This window comes from Sphingobium sp. SA916 (assembly GCF_002894065.1).
In the GTDB taxonomy this organism is placed as follows: domain Bacteria; phylum Pseudomonadota; class Alphaproteobacteria; order Sphingomonadales; family Sphingomonadaceae; genus Sphingobium; species Sphingobium fuliginis.
In genome coordinates, this window is the sequence record NZ_LXYF01000022.1 from 1 (window position 1) to 23866 (window position 23866).

The window sequence follows — 23866 nt, forward strand, 5'->3', positions numbered from 1 at the left end:
ATTGCCGGATTAGCCTAGAGCCAATCGACATTCAGCCCTGACGGCCTGCAAATGACGCTTTTCCGTGCTTCCGGTGCTCACCTACTTTGAGTAGGCTGCGCTCCGGGTCACGGAAAACCACCAATTTTCGGCTCGTCATCATCTGAATGTCGATTGGCTCTAGCGGGCGCGGGCGCTGCGAGGAAAGCGGTTTGCCTAGCCGATCCAATAGGGCACGATCTGGCGATTGTCGGGATCGACGCGGATCGGGCGGTCCGCGGGCGGGAAGGCGCGTTGGTCGCAGCTCTGGCGGGGGCAGAGGCGGCAGGTGATGCCGATCGGGGTCGCCGCGCCCTCCACCTCCAGTTGCAGGCCGTCGGCATAGACGAAATTGGCGGCATGCGCGATTTCGCAGCCCAGCACGACGGCGAAGCGGCGCGGCGTGCGGCTGTAGCTGCCGGAGGGTTTAACCAGACCCTTCGCCATGGACACATAGCGGACGCCGTCGGGCGTTTCGCCCAGTTGCACGTTGATCCGGTCGGGGACGGCGACCGCTTCATGGACGTTCCATAAGGGGCAGGCGCCGCCGAAGCGGGCGAATTGCAGGCGCGTGGCGCTGTGACGCTTGGTGATGTTGCCCGCCATGTCGACGCGGCAGAAGAAGAAGGGGATGCCCCGCAGGCCGGGCCTTTGCAGCGTCGAGAGGCGATGGCAGGCCTGTTCGAAGCTGACGCCGAAGCGGCGCGCGAGACGGTCTATGTCATGGCGGACTTCACGGGCGGCTTCGCGGAAGGGGGCATAGGGCATCAGCAGCGCCCCCGCCGCATAATTGGCGAGGCCGATGGCGAGCAGCCGGTCCGCGCCGGGCACGGGCAGCGCCGCCCTGTTGACCACGTCCGCGATCACGGCCTGCCCCTCCAGCATCATCAACTGATGGGCGAGCATGAATTTGCGGCTTTCGGTGGGCAGGGCCGCGTTCACGAACAGGCGCTTTTCGCTGCTGGTATAGGAGCGGAGCGCGGAATCCGGCGTTTCCGCGATCAGCGTTTCGATGCCGTGGCGGCGGGCCAGCGCCTCCACCAGCATGCCTTCGTCCAGCGTCTGGCCGGCGGTGAAGCTGGCGGCCATGTCCTCCGCCAGGCAGTCAAGGACATGGACGTAATTGCCCGCTTCGTGGAACCAGTCGCGCGCCGCTTCCCAGGGCAGGCGGGCCTGCACCGCATGATCGTTGGCAATGGCCTCCTCGATCATGTTGATGCGTTCATTGGCGCGCATATGGGCATTGTAGAGGTCGACATAGCGCGCCGCGAATTCGGGGAAATGCAGGTGAAGCTTCTCGATCCGTTCCGGCTCCATCGGCACGCCGGGCAGTTCGGGATGGGCGAGGGCGAAGGTGAAGGCGCCCAGAAGCTGTTCCTCCTCCCGGCTGTCGAAGCTGGCCCAGTCGGTGGGAAAGGCGCTGGCGACGGCCGCCTTTACCTTGGCCGTCAGGGGGCGATCGTCATTCTCAAGCTGGCTGAGATAGGATACCGATATGCCAAGGGCCTGGGCCATGGTCGCCTGGTCCATGCGATGGTCGAGACGGAGTTGGCGCAGGCGCGGTCCTGCGAAGATTCGATTGCCACGAGCCATGGATCGTCCATAATTTGCAAAATCGCGATTTGCAAATTGGCAAAATTGCATTTGCGAAAATGCGGAAAGATTGGGAAGGGGCGGACATAGACGTCCGCGACAAGCCGGAGAAAAGCCTGATATGTCGAAGCTCGCCATCATCGAACAGCTCGAAGCCAAGCGGGAGGCCGCGCGTCTGGGCGGCGGACAGCGCCGCATCGACGCGCAGCATGCCAAGGGCAAGCTGACCGCGCGGGAGCGGCTGGACGTGCTGCTGGACGAGGACAGCTTCGAGGAGCTGGACATGTATGTCGAGCACAACTGCATCGACTTCGGCATGGACGGGCAGCATATCCCCGGCGATGGCGTCGTCACCGGATCGGGCACCATCAACGGCCGGCTGGTCTATGTCTTCAGCCAGGACTTCACCGTCTATGGCGGCGCGGTGTCGGAACGGCACGCGATGAAAATCTGCAAGATCATGGACATGGCGCTGAAGGTGGGCGCTCCCGTGATCGGCCTCAATGACTCGGGGGGCGCGCGCATCCAGGAAGGCGTGGCTTCGCTGGCGGGCTATGCCGAGATTTTCCAGCGCAATGTGCTGGCGTCGGGCGTGGTGCCGCAGATCAGCGTGATCATGGGGCCGTGCGCGGGCGGCGCGGTCTATTCGCCGGCGATGACCGACTTCATCTTCATGGTGAAGGATTCGAGCTTCATGTTCGTGACCGGCCCGGACGTGGTGAAGACCGTCACCAACGAGGTCGTGACGCAGGAGGAACTGGGCGGGGCGGTGACGCATACCACCAAATCGGGCGTGGCCGACCTTGCGTTCGAGAACGACATCGAGGCGCTGCTGGCGGTGCGCGATTTCGTGGACTTCCTGCCGGCGTCCAACAAGGAGCCGGTGCCGGAGCGGCCGAGCGCCGATCCGTGGGACCGGATCGAGGACAGCCTGGACACTTTGGTCCCCGCCAATGCGAACCAGCCCTATGACATGCATGAGCTGATCCGCAAGGTAGTGGACGAGGGCGACTTCTTCGAGGTGCAGCCCGCCCATGCGGGCAACATCATCTGCGGCTTCGGCCGGGTCGAGGGCAAGACGGTGGGCGTCATCGCGAACCAGCCGATGGTGCTTGCCGGGGTGCTGGACATCAACTCGTCCAAGAAGGCCGGGCGCTTCGTGCGCTTCTGCGATGCGTTCGAGATTCCGATCGTGACCTTCGTCGACGTGCCCGGCTTCCTTCCCGGGACGGCGCAGGAGCATTCGGGCATCATCAAGCATGGCGCGAAGCTGCTGTTCGCCTATGCCGAGGCGACCGTGCCGAAGATCACCGTGATCACGCGCAAGGCCTATGGCGGGGCCTATGACGTCATGTCCTCCAAGCATCTGCGGGGCGACCTCAACTATGCCTGGCCCACCGCCGAAATCGCGGTGATGGGGGCCAAGGGCGCGGTGGAGATCATCTTCCGGGGCAAGACGCCCGAAGAGATCGCGGAAAAGACCAAGGAATATGAGGACCGCTTCGCCAACCCCTTCGTGGCAGCGGGCAAGGGCTTCATCGACGAGGTGATCCAGCCGCATTCGACCCGGAAGCGGATCGCCCTGGGACTGCGCAAGCTGCGGAACAAGGCGTTGGAGAACCCCTGGAAGAAGCACGACAATATTCCGCTCTAAGGTGAATCCGTCATCCCCGCGCGGGCGGGGAACCCTTTCCGGACATTATATCCGGGGAGAGGGCGGGAGATGGATTCCCGCCGTCGCGGGAATGACGAAGTTGGGAATGACGTTATGAAACTCGGCCGTCTCAATCATATCGGCGTGGCGACGCCTTCGCTGGAAGCATCGATTGCCTATTATCGCGACGTCATGGGCGCGACCATCGCGCATGAGCCGTTCGACCTGCCGGCGCAGGGGGTGAAGGTCTGCTTCGTGGATACGCCGGGCGAGAACGGCACCGCGGGCACGCAGATCGAACTGATCGAACCCTTGGGCGAAAACTCGCCCATTCACGGCTTCATCGCCAAGAACCCGGCGGGCGGGCAGCATCATATGTGCTATGAAGTGCCCGACATTCATGAAGCCAAGGCGTGGTTCGAGGGGCTGGGCAAGAAGGTGCTGGGCGAGCCCCGCATCGGGGCGCATGGGACGCTGATCTTCTTCGTCCATCCCAGGGACATGAATGGGGTGCTGACCGAAATCATGGAAACGCCCAAGGAAGGCGCGCATTGATATGACAGAGAAGCCGACGCTGGACCAGTGGGCCGCCGCCGCCGCCAAGGAGGTGAAGGGCAAGGACCTGAACTGGGAAACCCCGGAAGGGATCACGGTCAAGCCGCTCTACACGGCGGAGGATGTCACCCCGGATAAAGTTGGCGATCCGGGCCTGCCCGGCTTCGCGCCGTTCACGCGGGGCGTACGCGCATCCATGTATGCGGGGCGTCCCTGGACCATCCGGCAATATGCGGGCTTTTCGACCGCGGAGGAATCCAACGCCTTCTATCGCCGCAATCTGGCGGCGGGACAGAAGGGGCTGAGCGTTGCCTTCGATCTCGCCACCCATCGCGGTTATGACAGCGACCATCCGCGTGTCGTGGGCGACGTCGGCAAGGCGGGCGTCGCCATCGACACCATCGAGGACATGAAGATCCTGTTCGACGGCATTCCGCTCGACCAGATGTCGGTTTCCATGACCATGAACGGCGCGGTGATCCCGATCCTCGCCTTCTTCATCGTCGCGGGCGAGGAGCAGGGGGTCGAGCGCAGGCTGCTCGACGGGACCATCCAGAACGACATCCTCAAGGAGTTCATGGTCCGCAACACCTATATCTACCCGCCCGAACCCTCGATGCGGATCATCAGCGACATTTTCGGCTATACCAGCCGGGAGATGCCCAAGTTCAACAGCATCTCCATCTCCGGCTATCATATGCAGGAAGCCGGGGCGACGCAGGTGCAGGAACTGGCCTTCACCATCGCGGACGGCGCGGAATATGTGCGCTATGGCGTGGCGAGCGGCCTAGACATCGACAGGTTCGCCGGGCGTTTGAGCTTCTTCTTCGCCATCGGCATGAACTTCTTCATGGAGATCGCCAAGCTGCGCGCTGCCCGCGTGCTCTGGCATCGGGTGATGACGAGGCTCGGCGCCAAGGATGAGCGCTCCAAGATGCTGCGCACCCATTGCCAGACGTCGGGCGTGTCGCTGACCGAGCAGGACCCCTATAACAATGTCATGCGCACCACCATCGAGGCGATGGCGGCGATGCTGGGCGGCACGCAGTCGCTGCACACCAACGCGCTGGACGAGGCAATCGCGCTCCCAACCGATTTCTCCGCCCGTATCGCGCGCAACACGCAGATCGTCATCCAGGAAGAGACGGGCATGTGCAATGTCGTCGATCCGCTGGGCGGCAGCTATTATATCGAGGCGCTGACCCAGCAACTGGTCGACGCCGCGCAGGAGATCATCGACCGCGTCGAGGCCGAAGGCGGCATGGCGAAGGCGGTGGCCGCCGGCTGGCCCAAGGCGATGATCGAGACCGCCGCCGCCGCCCGTCAGGCGCGGGTCGACCGGGGCGAGGACGTGATCGTCGGCGTGAACAAATATCGTCTGGCGAACGAGGACCTGCTCGAGACGCTGGAAGTCGACAACAGCAAGGTCCGTGAAGCGCAGATCGCCCGCATCAACAAGGTGAAGGCGGAGCGTGACGAGGCCGCCTGTCAGGCCGCGCTGGATGCGCTGCGCCGGGCGGCGGCGGGCGAGCAGTCGATCGAGAACAATCTTCTCGCCCATGCGGTCGAAGCGGCGCGCGCCCGCGCCACGCTGGGCGAAATCTCCTCCGCCATGGAGGACAGCTTCAACCGATACGGCACGGTGCCGACGCCGGTGAAGGGCGTCTATTCCAAGCCCTATGCGCGGGATGCCCGCTGGCAACAGGTTCTTGACGGGGTGCAGGCCGTCGAGCGGCGCCTCGGTCGCAAGCCGAAGATCCTTATCGCCAAGATGGGGCAGGACGGCCACGACCGGGGCGCCAACGTGATCGCGTCCGCGTTCGGGGACATGGGTTTCGACATCGTGTCGGGTCCGCTGTTCCAGACGCCGGAGGAAACGGTGGTGCTGGCGCTCGACAGCGGCGCGGACGTGGTCGGCGCCTCGTCGCTGGCCGCCGGGCACAAGACGCTTATTCCCGAACTCATCAGGCAGCTTCGGGAACAGGGCCGCAACGACGTCAAGGTGGTGGCGGGTGGGGTCATTCCGCCGCAGGATTACGACTTCCTCCGTGACGCAGGCGTCCAAGGGATTTATGGACCGGGCTCCAACGTCGTGGAATGCGCCGCCGATGTGCTGCGCCTCCTCGGCCACAACATGCCCCCGGCGGGGCTGGAGGAAGCCGCATAATGACTAAGACGCCTCGCACTGACTGGACCCGCGACGAGATTGCCGCGCTGTTCGACCTGCCCTTCAACGACCTGATGTTCGAGGCGCAGTCGATCCATCGTGCGAACTTCCCGCGCAATGAAGTGCAGCTTTCCACCCTGCTGTCGATCAAGACGGGGGGGTGTCCGGAGGATTGCGGCTATTGCAGCCAGTCGACCGAGGCGGAAAGCGGCCTCAAGGCCACTAAGCTGATGGACGTGCAGGCGGTGCTTCAGGCGGCGGCGCAGGCGAAGGACCATGGTTCGGGCCGTTTCTGCATGGGTGCGGCGTGGCGCAATCCCAAGGAACGGGACATGCCCAAGCTCATCGAAATGGTGAAGGGCGTTCGCCAGATGGGCATGGAAACCTGCATGACGCTGGGCATGCTGTCGGCTGGTCAGGCCAAGCAGTTGGCCGATGCGGGGCTGGATTATTACAACCACAATATCGACACCTCGCCGGAAAATTACGCCAACGTCATCACCACCCGGACCTTCGCGGACCGGATCGAGACGCTGGAAAATGTCCGGGACGCGGGCATCAATGTGTGCTGCGGCGGAATCGTCGGCATGGGGGAGACGCGATCGGATCGCATCGGTTTCCTGCATGCGCTCGCCACCATGCCGCATCCCGAAAGCGTGCCGATCAACGCGCTGGTGCCGGTCGAGGGCACGGTGCTGGGCGACATGCTGAAGGACACGCCGCTCGCGAAGATCGATGAGGTTGAGTTCGTCCGCACGGTCGCCGTGGCGCGGATCGTCATGCCGCAGTCGATGGTGCGGCTTTCCGCCGGGCGCGAGAGCATGAGCGAGGCCTGTCAGGCGCTCTGCTTCATGGCGGGGGCGAACAGCATCTTCACCGGCGACAAGCTGCTGACCGCGGCCAATGCCGGGGACGACAAGGATAGCGCGTTGCTCGGGAAGCTCGGGCTGACGCCGATGATGGCTCAGCCGCATGGGCATCTGGAGGCGGCTGAGTGAAATTCGGCCGAATGATGGCGGTGATCGTCGTTGTGCTGGCCGTGATCTTCTGGGGTTTGTTCTCGTCGGGCGCCTTCATGCACGGCGATTAGCATCAACCACCACCTCCGTTCGCCCTGAGCTTGTCGAAGGGCTGCACTTCTCTTCGAAAGGGAAGGAGGGGGCTTCGACAAGCTCAGCCCGAACGGGGTGAGAGGAACTGAATAAGGACTGGGGCAAGGATAGATAATGGCAATCACCAAGATCCTGATCGCGAACCGTGGCGAAATTGCGTGCCGCGTCATCCGCACCGCGCGGAAGATGGGCATCAAGACCGTTGCGGTCTATTCCGATGCGGATGCGCGCAGCCCCCATGTGCTGATGGCGGACGAGGCCGTGCATCTGGGCCCGCCGCCTGCCGCCCAGTCCTATCTGCTGGCCGACAAGATCATCGAGGCGTGCAGGGCGACCGGCGCCGACGCGGTTCACCCCGGCTACGGCTTCCTCTCGGAGCGGGAGAGCTTCCGCAAGGCGCTGGACGAAGCGGGCATCGTCTTCGTCGGTCCTCCCGCCAACGCAATCGCCGCCATGGGCGACAAGATCGAATCGAAGAAGCTCGCCAAGGCGGCCGGCGTCAATGTGGTTCCCGGCTATGTCGGTGTGATCGAGGATACCGAACATGCCGTCCGCATCTCGAACGAGATCGGCTATCCGGTGATGATGAAGGCATCGGCCGGCGGCGGCGGCAAGGGGATGCGCCTTGCCTATTCCGAGCAGGACGTTCGCGAAGGCTTCGAGGCGACCAAGCGCGAGGGGCTGAACAGCTTCGGCGATGACCGCGTGTTCATCGAGAAGTTCATCGAAAGCCCGCGCCATATCGAAATCCAGATACTGGGCGATCAGCACGGCAACATCGTCTATCTCAATGAGCGTGAATGTTCGATCCAGCGCCGCCACCAGAAGGTGGTGGAGGAAGCGCCGTCGCCCTTCGTATCTCCCGAAATGCGCAGGAAGATGGGCGAGCAGTGCGTCGCCCTGGCGCGGGCGGTCGGCTATTTCAGCGCGGGCACGGTCGAGTTGATCGTATCGGGCGCGGACAGGACGGGCGACGGTTTCTACTTCCTGGAGATGAACACCCGTCTGCAGGTGGAGCATCCGGTTACGGAAGAGATCACTGGCCTCGATCTGGTCGAGCAGATGATCCGCGTCGCCAATGGCGAGGAACTGGGCTTCGCCCAGGAAGATGTGAAGATCAACGGCTGGGCGATCGAGAACCGCGTCTATGCCGAGGACCCCTATCGCGGCTTCCTGCCCTCCACGGGCCGCCTGATCCGTTACAATCCGCCCGAAACCGGCGCTGATGAAACGGGGGCGCTGGTGCGCGTCGACGACGGCGTGGTCGAAGGCGGCGAGGTCAGCATGTTCTACGACCCGATGATCGCCAAGCTGATCACCTGGGCGCCGACCCGGCTGGAAGCCATAGACAAGCAGATCGCGGCGCTCGACCAGTTCGAGATCGAGGGGCCGGGGCATAATATCGATTTCGTTTCCGCGCTGATGCAGCATGCGCGATTCCGTTCGGGCAACATCACCACCGGCTTCATCGCGGAGGAATATCCGGAGGGCTTCACCGGCGCGCCGGCTTCGGAGACGCTGCTGAAGCGTCTGTCGGCCATCGGCGCCTTTGCAGCCATGGCGCAGGCGGACCGGGCGCGCCGCATCGACGGGCAGCTTGGCAAGCGCCTCGCTCCGCCGACCGACTGGCAGGTGAAGATCGGCGATGCGGTCCATGATGTCGTGATCAATGGCGATGACGTCACGGTGGATGGCAAAGCCATCGAACTGGCGCTGGAATATACGCCCGGCGACCGGCTGATCGAGGCGGAGTTCGGTGAGGAGCAACTGGCGGTGAAGATCGCGCCGGTGCGTTCGGGCTTCGTGCTGACCGCCCATGGCGCCAGCCACAAGCTGCGCATCCTGCCCGCCCATGCGGCGGTGCATGCCAGGCATATGATCGAGAAGATTCCGCCAGACCTGTCGCGCTTCCTGATCTGCCCGATGCCGGGCCTGCTGGTGGCGCTGAATGTGAAGGAAGGCGACAAGGTCGAGATCGGCCAGCCGCTGGCCGTGATCGAGGCGATGAAGATGGAGAATATCCTGCGCGCGCAGAAGGCGGGCGTGGTGAAGAGCGTGTCCGCCGCGCAAGGGGAAAGCCTGCCGGTCGACGCGATCATTCTGGAACTGGAATAAGCGCTTGCCTGGGGCGAGGTCGGGGAACGGCCTTCCCGACCTTGCCATGGGACCGGTTCTTGAGCGGGCTGCTTTGAAATTGAATCGGATCGCCGTTCCAGATTCCTTGTTTTTCCGTGATTCTGGACCGGCGGTCGGTTCCGATCGCCTGAAAATCGCTCTCGCGTTTTCCGATTCAGCAGATGATTCCATCTGCTTGGAAAACTCTCTAGCATGCCGCCATGCATCTGAATCATGATTCCGCTTCGGCCGCCGCCGACGTCATCGGTTTCGACGATTTTCTGAAGGTCGACATTCGCGTCGGCACGATCCTTTCAGCGGAGCCATATCCGGAGGCGCGCAAGCCAGCCTATAAGCTGGTGATCGATTTCGGTCCGGGCATCGGCCAGAAGAGATCGAGCGCGCAGATCACTGAACATTATGCGGTGGAGGACCTGCCGGGCCGACAGGTTGCGGCCGTCGTCAATTTTCCGCCGCGGCAGATCGGGAAGTTCCTGTCCGAGGTGCTGACGCTTGGCTTTGCCGATGAGGTCGGGGCCGTGGTGCTGTTTGCGCCGGATCGGGCAGTGCCGAATGGGGCGCGGCTGTTTTGAAGGGGCTGATCTGGATGAAGGAGGAGCGGGCCTGCGGCCCGTGCGATCCCCTGGATCGCAACCCCCTCACCCAGCTACGACTAAGGCAGCAAGCTGCCAAGTCTGCGCAGCCCTCTCCCTCAAGGGAGAGGGATAAAGCGGGTGTCCGCTTCCCACGCATATCGCGTCCATTCGCACGTCGCGCTTGCCGGAGTTCGGCACTTCATTAGAACGTAGGCGAACAATCAGTCAGGCAAGCGGGGGCGGAATGGGTGGAAGTGCGGTCGGCACCGACTATGTGATGGATGCGAGGCGTGACCGGCTGGTCATCACCGCTTCGGCACTCGGCACATTGTTCGAATGGTATGACTTCTACATCTACGGCGTCCTCGCCCCGATCATCGGGCGTCATTCTTCCCGACGGACAATCCGACCGTGGAACTCCTCTATTCGCTGGCAGGCTTCGCCATCGGTTTCGGGTTCAGGCCGCTCGGCGCGGCGTTGTTCGGCTATCTGGGCGACAGGCTGGGGCGCAAATATACCTTTCTGGCGACCATCGTGCTGATGGGAGCGGCGACGGCGGGCGTCGGGCTGACCCCGTCCGCCGCGAGCATCGGCATCGCCGCGCCGGTCATCCTGATCCTGTTGCGGATCGCGCAGGGACTGGCGCTGGGCGGGGAATATGGCGGGGCGGCGATCTATGTCGCGGAACATGCGCCGCCGGGGCGGAGGGGTTTCTTCACCAGCTTCATCCAGGCGGGGGTGATCGGCGGCTTCATCCTGTCGCTGATCGTCGTGGTCGGCACGCAATGGATCGTCGGCAAGGCGGTGTGGGACGATTGGGGCTGGCGCCTGCCCTTCATCTTCTCGCTGGCGTTGCTGGCGATTTCGCTCTGGATGCGGCTGATGCTGCGCGAAAGCCCGATCTTCGCGGCGATGAAGGCGGCGGGCGAGCAATCGCGCAATCCGCTGAAGGAGGCGTTCACCTATCCCGGCAACAAGCGGCGGATGCTGGTGGCGATGATCGGCATCGCGGCGGGCTTCACCGTCATCGCTTATACGGTGATGTTCCAGGCGCTCTATTTCCTGCAGAACGGCCTGCATGTCGCGCCGGGCATCGCGCAGTTGCTGGTGGGCGGCAGCGCCTTTGCGGGCGTGGCGGCCTTCATCTTCTTCGGCTGGCTGTCCGACCGGGTGGGGCGGAAGAAGCCCATCGTCATCGGCTATGCGCTGGTGCTGCTGCTGCTCATGCCGCTCTATCAGTTCATGGGGAGCGTGGCGAACCCGGCCCTCTACCGGGCGGCGGAGCGCGCGCCGGTGATCGTCAGCGGCCCCGATTGCAGCTTCGATCCCTTCGCCAAGGTGCAGCCGACCGTCTGCGGCAAGCTGCTCGACCATTTTTCCAAGCGCGGCATCGCCTATGAAAAGCGGGAGGCGGCGACGCCTTCGGTCAGCGTCGGTTCCGTGGCGGTCGCGGATCTGAGCGCGGAAGGGCTGGATGCGGCGCTGCATGCGGCGGGATATGAATCGGCCCCCGTCACGCCGGACTGGCCGCGCGCTTTGTTGTTGTTCCTGGCGCTGCTGCTGCTCTGGACGCTGTCGGGGGCGACCTATGGTCCCGTCGCGGCGCTGCTGTCGGAATATTTCCCGGCGCGGATCCGCTATAGCTCGCTGTCGATCCCCTATCATATCGGGACCGGTTATTTCGGCGGGTTCCTGCCGCTGGTCAGCCAATATATCGTGGCGCGGACGGGCGATCCCTATGCGGGGCTGTGGTACACCATCGCGGTGGTGGCGGTCGCCCTGCTGACCTGCATCGTCGCCCTGCCGGAGACGCGCGGGGCCGCGATGGATGCCTGATCCCTCGACGCTTGCGTCGCGGAGCGCTATCGGACAGGCGATGGCTGATTTTTCCGCACCTTTGCGCCTGCGTCTGGATGGAGGCGCTTTGCTCGCCAACTGGCGCTGGTTGAAGCGGCAGGGCGGCGCGGCGGCATGCGGGGCGGCGATCAAGGCCAATGGCTATGGGCTGGGCAGCGCGGAGGTGATGCGGCGCTTGCTGGCTGCGGGATGCCGGGACTTCTTCGTGTCCAACTGGGCCGAGGCGATGGCGCTGGAGCCTTTGATCGGCGAGGGCGTGTCGCTTTCCGTGCTGCATGGCGTGCGGGAGGAGGACATGGCGGTGGCGCTCGCCTCCCGCGCAAGGCCGGTGCTGTGCACGGAAGGGCAGGTTGCGCGCTGGAAGGAGGCGGGCGGCGGGCTTTGCGACGTCATGGTCGATACCGGCATGAACCGCCTGGGGCTGGATTGGCGGGGCGATGTTTCGGCGCAGGTTGCGGGGCTGGAGGTGGCGACATTGCTCAGCCATCTGGCTTCCGCCGACGAGGATGTGCCGCTCAGCCAAGTGCAGTTGGAGCGGTTTTCGGCGCTGCGGGGCGCAGTCAGGGCGGCGCGTTACAGCCTGGCGAACAGTGCGGGGATTTGCCTGGGCGCTGCCTATGCCTTCGACATGACGCGGCCGGGGATCGCGCTTTACGGCGGCGTGCCGCGCACGGAAGCGGCGGGGCGGATCGGGCAGGTCGTCTTTCCGGAGGCGCAGGTGCTGCAACGCCGCCGTGTCCGGGCGGGCGACACGATCGGTTATAATGCGACCCATCGCGCAGCGGCGGACATGGAGATCGCCGTGGTGAATCTGGGCTATGCCGACGGTTATTTGCGCGGCTTTTCCGGGCGGGGGTCCATGGCTGTCGGGGACCGGCACCTGCCGGTGGTGGGACGGGTCTCAATGGATTTGACCGCTGTCGACGTGTCGGGTCTGCCCGAGGTCGCGGAGGGGGATTGGCTGCGCGTCGACTATGCGCTGGCGGAGGCGGCGGCGGTTTCCGGACTGTCGCAATATGAGTTGCTGACAGGGCTGGGCGCGCGTTTCGACCGCATCTGGCGCTGACAGCAGAAGGCCGCCGATCCGGATTGGGTCGGCGGCCTTTTCGTTGCTTACCGCCGGCTTAGCGCTCGACGCACATGGCGACGCCCATGCCGCCGCCGATGCAGAGGGTCGCGAGGCCCTTCCTGGCGTCGCGCTTCTGCATTTCGTAGAGCAGGGTGGTGAGGACGCGGGCGCCCGAAGCGCCGATCGGATGGCCGATGGCGATCGCGCCGCCGTTCACATTGACCTTCTCCGGGTCCCAGCCCAGTTCCTGACCCACCGCCAGCGCCTGCGCGGCGAAGGCTTCATTGGCTTCGATCAGGTCGAGATCGGCCAGCGACCAGCCCGCCTTGGCCAGCGCCTGACGGCTCGCCGGAGCCGGGCCGATGCCCATGATCGACGGATCGACGCCGCAGGTCGCGAAGCCGGCGATGCGCGCCAGCACGGTCGCGTTGCGCCTGGCGGCCTCATCGGCGCTCATCAGCACGAGGGCGGCGGCGCCGTCGTTGATGCCGCTGGCATTGGCGGCGGTGACGGTGCCGTCCTTCTTGAAGGCCGGACGCAGGCCCTGCATCGCCTCCAGCGTGGCGCCGGCGCGGATATATTCGTCGGCGTCGACGACGGTGTCGCCCTTGCGGCCCTTGATCGTCACGGGAACGATCTCGTCCTTGAAGCGGCCCGATGCGCGGGCGGCTTCGGCCTTGTTCTGGCTGCCGACGGCGAATTCATCCTGCGCCTCGCGGCTGATCTGGTACTTCTCGGCCAGATTTTCCGCCGTGATGCCCATGTGATAATTGTTGAAGGCGTCGGTCAGGCCATCATGCGTCATCGTGTCGATGAAGGAAATCGGCCCCATCTTCGCGCCGCCGCGCAGATATTGCGCATGGGGCGCCATCGACATGCTTTCCTGACCGCCCGCGACCATGATGCGGGCGTCGCCCGCGCGGATCGCCTGAGCCGCCAGAGCGACCGCGCGCAGGCCAGAGCCGCAAAGCTGGTTGAGGCCGATGGCGGTGCGCTCCACCGGAATGCCGGCGTTGACGGCGGCCTGACGGGCGGGGTTCTGGCCCTGCGCCGCGGTCAGGACCTGGCCCAATATGACTTCGTCCACTTCCTCCGGCGCGACGCCGGCCTGGGCGAGAGCGGCGACAATGGCGGTGCGGCCCAGCTCATGCGCGGGGGTCGACCCGAAGGCGCCCATGAAGCTGCCGACGGCGGTACGCTTGGCAGCGGTGATGACGATGTCTGACAAAGCCTTGATCCTCAGTTCCGGGGTGATTGTTTTCGCAGGCGCACATATCATCATCCGCCATGACTGGAAAGCCATTGGGACAAAGGCTCCCACAGCATCGCCCGTCCGTTGCCGCCCACGATCATGCCGACATGGCCAAGGCTCAAGGTCGTGTTCTCGCCCATTTCCGGGGCGGCGGCGGCGGGAACGATGCGGTCCGTTGCGGAACGGATTGAAAGCGTTGGACAAGTCAGCCGGCGGGGATCGACCGTTCGTCCGTCGATATGCCATTCCCCCCGTCCGCTCGCATTTGCGGCATAGAATTGCTCGAAAAGGTCACGCCCCGCAGCATAGCTGAGCGGTGGGCCGCCATTGGCCCAATCCTCGACCGCCAGAAAGGCATGCTCTTCGTCGGAACCCGGCTCCATGCCGGCAAAGGCCGCATATTTGCGAATCGTCCGGGCGGGGTCCATCGCCCAGAAGCCCGATTGCAGCACCTCCATCGGGACATAGTCCAACCGTTGGCACATGGGCCTGGAACTGCGCCAGAGCGCGCCGATCTGTTCCCGGTCTGCCGCAGGGAACCCGTCGAAGTTCCAGGGCGCGGCAATCGTCGCCAACGCCCTTGCGGGTTGCAGCGCTGCGGCGCCGATGGCCAGATTTCCGCCGAGGCAATATCCCACCAATATGGGTGGCCGGGGCAGGGCTGCCAGCATCGGCAGCAGGCGGTCCGTTACATGCCGGTCGAGCCCCAGCGCGCCGTCGTCCGCCGCGGGCGTGCCCCAGTCGACCAGATAGGCGTCATGTCCTGCTGCGCGCATGTGGCGCAGCATGGACCGGCTGCCGGACAGGTCCAGCACTTGCGGCGGGTTGATCAGCGAGGGCACGAAAACCACGGGATGACGGCCGTTTTCCGTCCCATATCGGAGCAGCCTGGCGCTGCCTTCGCGAGCCACGACGGGAACGGCGGGGGGCGGGGCGGGGCGAATAGCCTCCTGATATTTCCGCAAACCCCGGAACGCCCGTTTGCGCAGTTCGGGATCATCCTCCGTCTCGCGCCATAAAATATTAAGAAAAAGGGGCAGGGGCCGCGGCCCATGTTGCGGCGCGGCATTCCCTTGTGCTAATGCGGAAAATGCAGGTGTGGGAGAGGTATCCATGGCCAAATCTAAGACCGCGAACGAATCCGAACCGGTCGTCATCAAGAAGTACGCTAACAGGCGGCTCTATAACACAGAAACGTCGAGCTACATCACGCTGGATCTTTTGTCGCAGATGACTCGTGAGGGGCGCGAGTTCGTCGTCGTCGATGCGAAGACCGGAGAGGACATCACGCATAATGTCCTGACCCAAATCATCATGGAGGAGGAGCAGCGGGGCAAGAACATGCTGCCCGTCAACTTCCTGCGTCAGTTGATCGCCATGTACGGCGATTCCATGCAGTCCATGGTGCCGCAATATCTGGAAGCGTCGATGGACGCCTTTCGCAAGAACCAGCAGCAGTTCCAGGAAGCCATGAAGGGCGCCTTTGGCGGCGGCCCGCTGGCCGAGATCGCCAAGCGCAACATGCAGATGTTCGAGGCGGCGGCGAGCGCCTTCGGCACGGGGATGCCGGGGATGCCCGGAATAGCTGGCATGGCGGCGCCGACATCTTCGCCCACGCCGTCCGCTGCCGAAGAGGCGAAGGACGATGAGATCGCGGAACTCAAGGCCCAGCTTGCCGCGCTCAACGCGAAGATCGACAAGCTTTCCTGATTTCCGTCATCCCAGCGTAAGCTGGGATCTCAGGCGGTACGACACAGCCTGGCCTTACGAGATCCCAGCTTTCGCTGGGATGACGATATTGTCGATGTTCGCCCTTTACTTGGGCTGGTTGCTCATTGGGGCGACGGCCCTTTGGGGTCGACAGGGGCGGCGCGCTTGGCCTATGGCGCGCCATCCACTCGAATTTTAAGGTCAATCCCGTGAAGCACGCCCTTTCCGTTACCCGCGAACAGGATTTCGCCGCCTGGTATCAGGCCGTCATTTCCGAAGCCGACATGGCCGAGGAAAGCGGTGTGCGCGGGTGCATGGTCATCCGTCCATGGGGTTACGGCATCTGGGAACGGATGCAGAAGCTGCTGGACGAGCGCATCAAGGCGACCGGCCATGAGAATTGCTATTTCCCGCTGTTCATTCCGCTTTCCTATTTCGAGAAGGAGGCGGAGCATGTCGACGGCTTTGCCAAGGAAATGGCGGTCGTCACGCATCACCGGCTGATCCAGAAGGACGGGAAGATGATCCCCGATCCCGAAGCGAAGCTGGAGGAGCCGTTGGTGGTTCGTCCGACGTCGGAGACGGTGATCGGCGCGGCCTTCTCCCGCTGGGTGCAGAGCTGGCGCGACCTGCCGGTGCTGATCAACCAGTGGGCGAATGTCGTGCGTTGGGAAATGCGCACGCGGATGTTCCTGCGCACGGCGGAATTTCTCTGGCAGGAGGGGCATACTGCTCACGCCAGCGTCGATGAGGCGATGGAAGAGACGCTCAAGATGCTGGAAGTCTATCGCAGCTTTGCCGAGGAGTGCGTGGCGCTGCCGGTGATCGCGGGCGAGAAGCCGGAGAATGAGCGCTTTCCGGGGGCCGTCGCGACCTATTCCATCGAGGCGATGATGCAGGATGGGAAGGCGTTGCAGGCGGGCACTTCGCATTTCCTGGGGACCACCTTCTCGCAGGCGCAGAACATCAAGTTCCAGAATGCCGAGGGGCAGCAGGAACTGGCGCAGACGACCAGTTGGGGCGTGTCGACGCGGATGATCGGCGGGCTGATCATGGTGCATGGCGATGATGACGGGCTGCGCGTGCCGCCGCGGGTCGCGCCTTATCAGGTGGTCCTCGTGCCGATGCTGCGCGATACGGATGAGGATGCGGCGATCCTGGATTATTGCGGCGAGCTGGTGGCGGAGCTGAACAGGCAGGATGTGTTCCGGGAGCCGGTGCGCGCCTTGCTGGACCGGCGGCCGGCCAAGGCGGCGAACAAGCGCTGGGGCTGGGTCAAGAAGGGGGCGCCGGTCGTGATCGAAGTCGGCGGGCGCGACGTGGCCGGGGGCAATGTGTCCATAATCCGGCGTGATCGGCTTTATCGTGAGGACGGGAAGCTCGATAGCCGGATTGTGGCGAAGGCGGACTTCCTTGGCGCGGCTACGGGGATGCTGGAGGATATTCAGCAGGCTTTGTTTGCGGATGCGCAGGCGCGGCTGCTGGGGAATATCGACAGGTCGGTGACGTCGCTGGATGGGCTGAAGGCTTATTTCGGGGCTAGCAAGAAGCCGGGTTGGGCGCTGGTGCAGTGGGCCAAGCCGACTGGGGCTGCGCTCGACAAGGTGGTTGAGTGGTTGAAGGGTGAGAAGCTGACGTTGCGCAATATTCCATCCGATGCGGAAGCGGCGGATGGGCTGTGCGTGTTCACCGGCGAGAAGGCGGTGGAGCGTGTGCTGGTGGGGCGGAGCTACTGACTTTTAATCAGTAGGTGGAGTCGGAACCGCTTCTGACTTCGCTTGATTGACAGAGGCGTCTGTAAATACGCCGTGTTCCTGCGCAGGCAGGAACACGGCGTTAATAAGGGCTAGCTTCGCCCTTACAGCACATATTTGCTGAGGTCGGTGTTGCGCGCCACTGCGCTCAACTGCTTCTCCACATAGGCCGCATCGATCACCAGCGTTTCGCCTTGGCGATCCTCGGCGTCGAAGCTCACATCCTCCAGCAGCTTTTCCATAACCGTCTGGAGGCGGCGGGCGCCGATATTCTCGACCTCGCTGTTCACCTCCGCCGCGATCTTCGCGACGGCGCGGATGCCATCGGGCGTCAGGTCGATGGTCACGCCCTCGGTCGCCAGCAGCGCGCGATATTGCGCAACAAGGCTCGCCTTGGTGTCGGAGAGGATCGAGACGAAATCATCCTCGGTCAGCGCCTTCAGTTCGACGCGGATCGGCAGGCGGCCCTGCAATTCCGGCAGCAGGTCGCTGGGCTTCGCCACATGAAAAGCGCCGGATGCGATGAACAATATATGGTCCGTCTTGAGCGGGCCATATTTGGTCGAGACCGTCGTGCCCTCGATCAGCGGCAGCAGGTCGCGCTGCACGCCTTCGCGGCTGACGGAGCCGCCGCGCACGTCGCTCACCGCGATCTTGTCGATCTCATCGAGGAAGACGATGCCGTTCTGCTCCGCGCTGGAGATGGCGACGCGGGCGACATCGTCCTGGTCCAGCCTCTTGTCCTGCTCCTCCTCGACCAGCTTGTCCCAGGCTTCCGCGACGCGCAGCTTGCGGCGCTTCTTCTGTTGCTGGCCGAAGGCCTTGGACATCATGTCGCTGAGGTTGATCATGCCGATCTGGCCGCCCATGCCGGGGATTTCCATCGGCATGGAGGGGCTGTCGGTGACTTCCACCTCCACCTCGACATCGTTCATCTGGTTGTTCTCGATCCGCTGGCGGAAGGAGAGGCGGGTCGCCTCGCTCGCTTCCTTGCCGGTGAGCGCGTCGAGCAGGCGGGCCATGGCGGCTTCGGACGCGGCTTCGCGCACGGCTTCGCGGCGGCGGTCGCGTTCCAGACGGACGGCTTCCTCGACCAGATCGCGGACGATCTGCTCCACGTCGCGGCCGACATAGCCGACCTCGGTGAATTTGGTCGCTTCCACCTTGACGAAGGGCGCGTCGGCCAGCTTGGCGAGACGGCGGCTGATCTCCGTCTTGCCGCAGCCGGTGGGGCCGATCATCAGGATGTTCTTCGGCGTCACCTCGTCGCGCAGGTCGGCGGAGAGGCGTTGACGGCGCCAACGATTACGCAGGGCGACGGCTACGGCGCGCTTGGCGTCGGACTGGCCGATGATGTGCGCGTCCAGCGCGGAGACGATGGCTTTGGGGGTCAGGTTGTCGTTCATGGGATCTCTAAAAATCCGTTCGCCCTGTCTTCATGAGCCGCCTGGCTCATTCAAATGTCAAAGGGCGTTGCTTCTGAAGAAAGGAGGGGGCTTCGACAGGCTCAGCCCGAACGGGGTTCAAGCTACAGATTCCAGCTCTTCGACCACGAGCTGGTCATTGGTGTAGACGCAGATGTCCGCCGCCACCTTCATCGCCTTGCGGGCCAGGGTTTCGGCATCTTCCTCATATTCCACCAGCGCCCGCGCCGCGGCGAGGGCGAAGTTGCCGCCCGAACCGATGGCCGCGACGCCGCCAACCGGTTCCAGCACGTCGCCATTGCCGGTCAGGATCAGCGTCACTTCCCTGTCCGCGACGATCATCATCGCCTCCAGGTTGCGGAGATATTTGTCGGTCCGCCAGTCCTTGGCGAGTTCCACGGCGGCGCGCATCAACTGGCCGTTGTGGCGCTCCAGCTTGGCCTCCAGCCGTTCGAACAGGGTGAAGGCGTCCGCCGTGGCGCCGGCGAAGCCGCCGATGACCGATCCGTCGTGGAGACGGCGGACCTTGCGGGCGTTGGGCTTCATCACCGTCTGGCCCATCGAGACCTGGCCGTCGCCGGCCACGATCACCTTCCCGTTCTTGCGTACCGACATGATGGTCGTGCCATGCCAGACCGGCATGGAATGGGAGCGTTGGTCGTTCATGGCCGGCATATGGGAGCGATGGTGACGGCGCGCAAGCATCCGCTGCATAAGCGCCGGATCGTGTCATTTTCTGGACAGATTTATTTCAATTCGTTCAGGAACCGATCTGGCGCAATTGACATTGTGCAACGCAGCAACAATCATTCGGGCATGTTGCAGAGAGGCAGGATCATGACCCTCAAGGCCAGAGCGCAGGAAAAGGTCGAACGTGCGGGAATATCGAACTATTCCTTCGACCAGGACGTGCTGGTGATGTGCGGCGTGCGCTATACGATCGCCGCCTGCGATTGTGGCGAGCCGGAATGCGACGGCGTCCGCCTGGAGAAGGATGCGGCCGTTGCGGGCCGCATCCTCCAGTAACCGGCGGTCCCGCCGGATCAGTTGATGGCTTTTTCCCCGGCGCGGCCGACGGATTCGATGTCCCGGCCCGCACCCTTCACGGTGTTGCAGGCGGCCAAAGAGGTGAGAAGCAGCCCAGCAATGACCAGGGCGACGGTTTGACGCATGAATATGCACTCCTTCTGAAAGCGTATCGACTATAACGCGGATGAAGCGGATAAGTCCATTTTCGGAAAATAGCTTGTTCGATATGCTTGACAGGCGGCGCGGTGGATGCCAATGGCCGCCTCCTCCTTACAGGGGGCGCGTAGCTCAGCGGTAGAGCACACCCTTCACACGGGTGGGGTCACAGGTTCAATCCCTGTCGCGCCCACCATGATCCGGGCGATCATGGCGGAGAAATATTATTTCCCAACATTGATCTTTTCATCTGCTTGGCGCTAATTCTCTGCGCCATGTGATGCGGCGGTTTCGCCGCGAGGCAAGGGATGAAAATGTCGCCATATCTGAAAAGCGGCGCGGCTGTCGGCGCGCTGTTGCTTTCCGTGATGTCCGCCCAGGCGCAGGAAAAGCTGACCCTGGAGCGGGTGTTCGCCAGTCCGGACCTCTCCGGCCCGCAACCAAGGGCATTGAAGCTGTCGCCGGACGGCAAGCTGGTGACGCTGCTGAAGCCACGGATGGACGAGAAGGAACGGCTCGACCTTTGGGCGGTGGACACGTCCACGGGCGCGGAGCGGATGCTGGTCGATTCTAAGAAGACCGGCAGCGGCGCGGCGCTTTCCGAGGCGGAGAAGATGCAGCGGGAGCGGGATCGTTCCGTCGCGGGCAGCACCGGCATCGTCAGCTATGACTGGGCGCCGGACGGCAAGTCCATCCTCGTGCCGGTCGATGGCGACCTTTATCTGGCCGCGCTGGATGGGAAGGCCACGCGTCTCACCGACACGCCCGATGGCGAGTTGAACGGCGTGGTCAGCCCCAGGGGCGGCTATGTGTCCTTCGTGCGCGGCGGCAATTTCTTCGTTCAGCCGATGGGCGGCGCGGAGAAGCAGTTGACCCAGGGCGCCAGCGACACGGTGAGCTGGGGCGTGGCGGAGTTCGTCGCGCAGGAGGAAATGGACCGGCGCACCGGCTATTGGTGGTCGCCCGACGACAGGCTGATCGCGGTTGCGCGCGTGGACGAAAGCCCGGTCGGTATCGTCACGCGCACGGCCATCGGCGGCGAGGGCACCAAGGTCTATGAGCAGCGCTATCCGGCGGCCGGAACGCCCAATGCGCTGATCGAGCTGTATGTGATGAAGCCGGAGGGCGGGGAGCCCGTCAAGGTCGATCTCGGCACGGAGAAGGATGTTTATCTCGCCCGCGTCGACTGGTCCAAGGATGGCAGAACACTTTACGTCCAGCGCGAGAGCCGGGACCAGAAGACGCTCGACCTGCTCGCCGTCGATCCGGCGACCGGCAAGGCGCGGGTGATCCTGACCGAAAGGGCGAAGAGCTGGATCAACCTCAGCAACAATTTCACGCCGCTCAAGGATGGCAGCTTCCTCTGGTGGTCGGAAAAGACCGGCCATGGACATCTCTACCATGTGCGGGGCGGCCGGTGGACGCCGCTCACCAGCGGTGAATGGGAAGTGCGCGATGTGGTGAGCGTGGATGAGGGCAAAGGCCTTGTCTATTTCACCGGCAACAGGGAAACGCCGCTGGAGCAGCAGCTTTATGCCGCGCCGCTCGCCAAGGCGGGGCCGCTGCGGCAGCTGACCTCGGCGGGCTGGTGGAACGACGCCGTGATGGACGGCGCGGCGAGCCGCATCGTGGTCGCGCGCAGCAATAGCGACCAGCCCAGGCAGGTCTATCTGGCCGACAGCGGGGGCAAGCAGTTGAACTGGCTGTCGGAGAATGCGGTTCGGGGCAGCCACCCCTATGCGCCCTATTGGGCCAGCCATGTGAAGACCCGGTTCGGCACGATCAAGGCGGCGGACGGCTCGACGCTCTACACCCGGATCATGACGCCGCCGCTGGAGGCGGGGAAGCGCTATCCGGTCTTCATGCTCCATTATGGCGGGCCCGGCGCCGGACGGCAGGTCACCAATTCATGGGGATCGCCCATCTACCAATATCTGGTGGACAGGGGCTGGATCGTCTTTGCCGTCGACAATCGGGGCACGCCCGATCGCGGCAAGGCGTTCGAGGACCAGATCTACCATGCCATGGGTACGGTCGAGGTGGAGGATCAGCTTGCGGGCGTGAACTGGCTCAAGACCCAGCCCTATGTCGATCCCAAGCGGATCGCGACCTATGGCTGGTCCTATGGCGGCTATATGTCGCTCAAGCTGCTGGAGAAGGCGCCGGGGGTGTTCTCTGCGGCGGTGGCGGGCGCGCCGGTCACGAAATGGGAACTGTACGACACCCATTATACCGAGCGCTATCTGGGCCGGCCGCAGGAGAAGCCCAGCGCCTATCCCGGTTCCGGCGCGGTGGATGAGGCGGTGAAGATCAGGGACCCGCTGCTGCTGATCCACGGCATGTCGGACGACAATGTGGTGTTCGACAATTCGATGGCGCTGGTGGCGAAGATGCAGGGCGCCGCCGTGCCGTTCGAGATGATGGTCTATCCGGGCCAGACGCACCGCGTCGGCGGGCCGGGGATCAGCGTGCATCTATGGCGGACCATCGAGGATTTCCTGGCGCGGCATGGGACGGGGCCCCAATCTCGATAATCCTGAACCCTGTCCTTCGTTCGCTCCAAGCCTGTCGAAGGGCTTTCTCTGAGAAGAAAGTGAAGGGCTTCGACAGGCTCAGCCCGAACGGAGGGAGGGCGTAAGGAAAGGGGGCAGGGCAAGGTCCGCCATGCAAGCCAAGCTTTGACGCAATAAACGGCTTGTCACTGGACAAACGGCGCAATGCCGCTATGGCGCCCACTCCGCAATTTTGCATGGAGTGGAGTGTTAAGTCATGGGCTACAAGGTCGTCGTCGTTGGTGCCACCGGTAATGTGGGCCGCGAGATGCTGACCATTCTCGCCGAGCGCGAGTTCCCTATTGACGAGATCGCGGCGGTCGCCTCGCCCCGGTCGCAGGGCACCGAAATCGATTTCGGTGACACCGGCAAGACGCTCAAATGCAAGAATATCGAGCATTTCGACTTCACCGGCTGGGACATCGCCCTGTTTGCCGCAGGCTCCGGCCCGACGGCGGAATATGCGCCCAAGGCGGCGGCGGCGGGCTGCGTCGTGATCGACAATTCGTCGCTCTACCGCATGGACCCGGACGTGCCGCTGATCGTGCCGGAAGTGAATCCGGATGCGATTGACGGATACAAGAAGAAGAACATCATCGCGAACCCCAACTGCTCGACCGCGCAGATGGTCGTGGCGCTCAAGCCCTTGCACGATGCCGCGACGATCAAGCGCGTCGTCGTCGCCACCTACCAGTCGGTTTCCGGCGCGGGCAAGGCGGGCATGGACGAGCTGTTCGAGCAGTCGCGCAACATCTTCGTCGGCGATCCGGCCGAACCGAAGAAGTTCACCAAGCAGATCGCCTTCAACGTGATCCCGCATATCGACGTCTTCCTGGACGACGGCTCGACCAAGGAAGAGTGGAAGATGGTTGCGGAAACCAAGAAGATCCTCGATCCCAAGGTGAAGGTTACGGCGACCTGCGTGCGCGTGCCGGTGTTCGTCGGGCATTCCGAGGCGATCAATCTCGAGTTCGAGAATGAGATTTCGGCGGAGCAGGCCCAGAATATCCTGCGGGAGGCGCCCGGCGTGATGCTGGTCGACAAGCGCGAGGACGGCGGTTACGTCACCCCCGTCGAGTGCGTGGGCGACTATGCCACCTTCATCAGCCGCGTGCGTGAGGATTCGACCATCGACAATGGCCTGAACCTCTGGTGCGTCAGCGACAATCTCCGCAAGGGCGCGGCTCTGAACGCCGTGCAGATCGCGGAACTGCTGGGCCGCCGTCACCTGAAGAAAGGCTGAGGCCTTTTAA

General features: G+C 63.8%; 18 protein-coding genes, 1 tRNA gene and 1 pseudogene. 14 read left to right on the forward strand and 6 right to left on the reverse strand.

Annotated features, from left to right (window positions below):
* Positions 1-195 precede the first annotated feature (195 nt).
* Complete coding sequence (locus A8G00_RS03950; RefSeq protein ID WP_025547357.1) at positions 196-1611, reverse strand: short-chain fatty acyl-CoA regulator family protein; 1416 nt, start codon at positions 1609-1611, stop codon at positions 196-198.
* 121 nt (positions 1612-1732) lie between these two features.
* Between A8G00_RS03950 and A8G00_RS03955 the strand changes: the two genes are divergently transcribed.
* The 8 genes and pseudogenes from A8G00_RS03955 (at position 1733) to alr (ending at position 12733) form a co-directional block, all read left to right on the forward strand.
* Entirely contained in the window at positions 1733-3265 is a 1533-nt protein-coding gene (locus tag A8G00_RS03955) for an acyl-CoA carboxylase subunit beta (RefSeq protein ID WP_025547356.1), read from the forward strand.
* Positions 3266-3379: 114 nt separating this feature from the next.
* Entirely contained in the window at positions 3380-3820 is a 441-nt protein-coding gene (gene mce, locus A8G00_RS03960; protein WP_025547355.1) for a methylmalonyl-CoA epimerase, read from the forward strand.
* 1 nt (position 3821) lies between these two features.
* A complete protein-coding gene (gene scpA / locus A8G00_RS03965) occupies positions 3822-5987 on the forward strand; it encodes a methylmalonyl-CoA mutase (protein WP_103000103.1) in 2166 nt (721 codons plus the stop codon).
* Positions 5987-6985, forward strand: coding sequence for a biotin synthase BioB (bioB, locus tag A8G00_RS03970; protein WP_025547353.1), 999 nt, complete (start codon positions 5987-5989; stop codon positions 6983-6985). Before scpA ends, bioB begins: the two co-directional genes overlap by 1 nt.
* A gap of 228 nt (positions 6986-7213) precedes the next feature.
* Positions 7214-9214, forward strand: coding sequence for an acetyl/propionyl/methylcrotonyl-CoA carboxylase subunit alpha (locus A8G00_RS03975; protein ID WP_103000104.1), 2001 nt, complete (start codon positions 7214-7216; stop codon positions 9212-9214).
* 221 nt (positions 9215-9435) lie between these two features.
* Positions 9436-9807, forward strand: coding sequence for a tRNA-binding protein (locus tag A8G00_RS03980; protein ID WP_103000105.1), 372 nt, complete (start codon positions 9436-9438; stop codon positions 9805-9807).
* A gap of 247 nt (positions 9808-10054) precedes the next feature.
* Positions 10055-11646 (forward strand): annotated as a pseudogene (locus tag A8G00_RS03985) (MFS transporter).
* 40 nt (positions 11647-11686) lie between these two features.
* Positions 11687-12733: an alanine racemase gene (gene alr, locus A8G00_RS03990; RefSeq protein WP_103000106.1), complete on the forward strand. Its 1047-nt coding sequence runs from the start codon at positions 11687-11689 to the stop codon at positions 12731-12733.
* Between the two features lie 58 nt (positions 12734-12791).
* Here the strand turns inward: alr and A8G00_RS03995 are convergent, their stop codons facing one another.
* Together A8G00_RS03995 and A8G00_RS04000 are read right to left on the reverse strand one after the other, a co-directional pair.
* Positions 12792-13964: an acetyl-CoA C-acetyltransferase gene (locus A8G00_RS03995; RefSeq protein WP_044663157.1), complete on the reverse strand. Its 1173-nt coding sequence runs from the start codon at positions 13962-13964 to the stop codon at positions 12792-12794.
* Positions 13965-14014: 50 nt separating this feature from the next.
* Positions 14015-15103, reverse strand: coding sequence for an alpha/beta hydrolase (locus tag A8G00_RS04000; RefSeq protein ID WP_103000107.1), 1089 nt, complete (start codon positions 15101-15103; stop codon positions 14015-14017).
* Here A8G00_RS04000 and phaR point away from each other — a divergent pair.
* Complete coding sequence (gene phaR / locus A8G00_RS04005; RefSeq protein WP_025550863.1) at positions 15102-15698, forward strand: polyhydroxyalkanoate synthesis repressor PhaR; 597 nt, start codon at positions 15102-15104, stop codon at positions 15696-15698. The two genes, A8G00_RS04000 and phaR, sit on opposite strands and share 2 nt — an antisense overlap.
* Before the next feature lie 209 nt (positions 15699-15907).
* Positions 15908-17434 (forward strand): aminoacyl--tRNA ligase-related protein, encoded by a 1527-nt coding sequence (locus A8G00_RS04010; RefSeq protein ID WP_103000108.1) that lies wholly within the window; start codon positions 15908-15910, stop codon positions 17432-17434.
* Positions 17435-17556: 122 nt separating this feature from the next.
* On the opposite strand, the gene hslU is transcribed toward A8G00_RS04010, so the two are convergent.
* The gene (hslU, locus tag A8G00_RS04015) at positions 17557-18858 is read right to left on the reverse strand and encodes an ATP-dependent protease ATPase subunit HslU (RefSeq protein WP_103000109.1); all 1302 of its coding nucleotides are present in this window, start codon (positions 18856-18858) and stop codon (positions 17557-17559) included.
* A 117-nt stretch (positions 18859-18975) separates the two neighbouring features.
* Complete coding sequence (gene hslV / locus A8G00_RS04020; RefSeq protein WP_099185983.1) at positions 18976-19518, reverse strand: ATP-dependent protease subunit HslV; 543 nt, start codon at positions 19516-19518, stop codon at positions 18976-18978.
* A 195-nt stretch (positions 19519-19713) separates the two neighbouring features.
* Between hslV and A8G00_RS04025 the strand changes: the two genes are divergently transcribed.
* Positions 19714-19902 (forward strand): hypothetical protein, encoded by a 189-nt coding sequence (locus A8G00_RS04025; RefSeq protein ID WP_025550870.1) that lies wholly within the window; start codon positions 19714-19716, stop codon positions 19900-19902.
* A 17-nt stretch (positions 19903-19919) separates the two neighbouring features.
* Here A8G00_RS04025 and A8G00_RS04030 read toward each other — a convergent pair whose 3' ends face one another.
* Entirely contained in the window at positions 19920-20048 is a 129-nt protein-coding gene (locus A8G00_RS04030; RefSeq protein WP_007685859.1) for an entericidin A/B family lipoprotein, read from the reverse strand.
* A gap of 134 nt (positions 20049-20182) precedes the next feature.
* Here A8G00_RS04030 and A8G00_RS04035 point away from each other — a divergent pair.
* The 3 genes from A8G00_RS04035 to A8G00_RS04045 all read left to right on the forward strand — a co-directional run bounded on the left by A8G00_RS04035 (position 20183) and on the right by A8G00_RS04045 (position 23856).
* A tRNA-Val gene (locus A8G00_RS04035) sits at positions 20183-20257 on the forward strand.
* Between the two features lie 118 nt (positions 20258-20375).
* Positions 20376-22595: a S9 family peptidase gene (locus A8G00_RS04040; RefSeq protein WP_103000110.1), complete on the forward strand. Its 2220-nt coding sequence runs from the start codon at positions 20376-20378 to the stop codon at positions 22593-22595.
* 235 nt (positions 22596-22830) lie between these two features.
* Positions 22831-23856: an aspartate-semialdehyde dehydrogenase gene (locus tag A8G00_RS04045; protein ID WP_025550873.1), complete on the forward strand. Its 1026-nt coding sequence runs from the start codon at positions 22831-22833 to the stop codon at positions 23854-23856.
* Positions 23857-23866 lie beyond the last annotated feature (10 nt).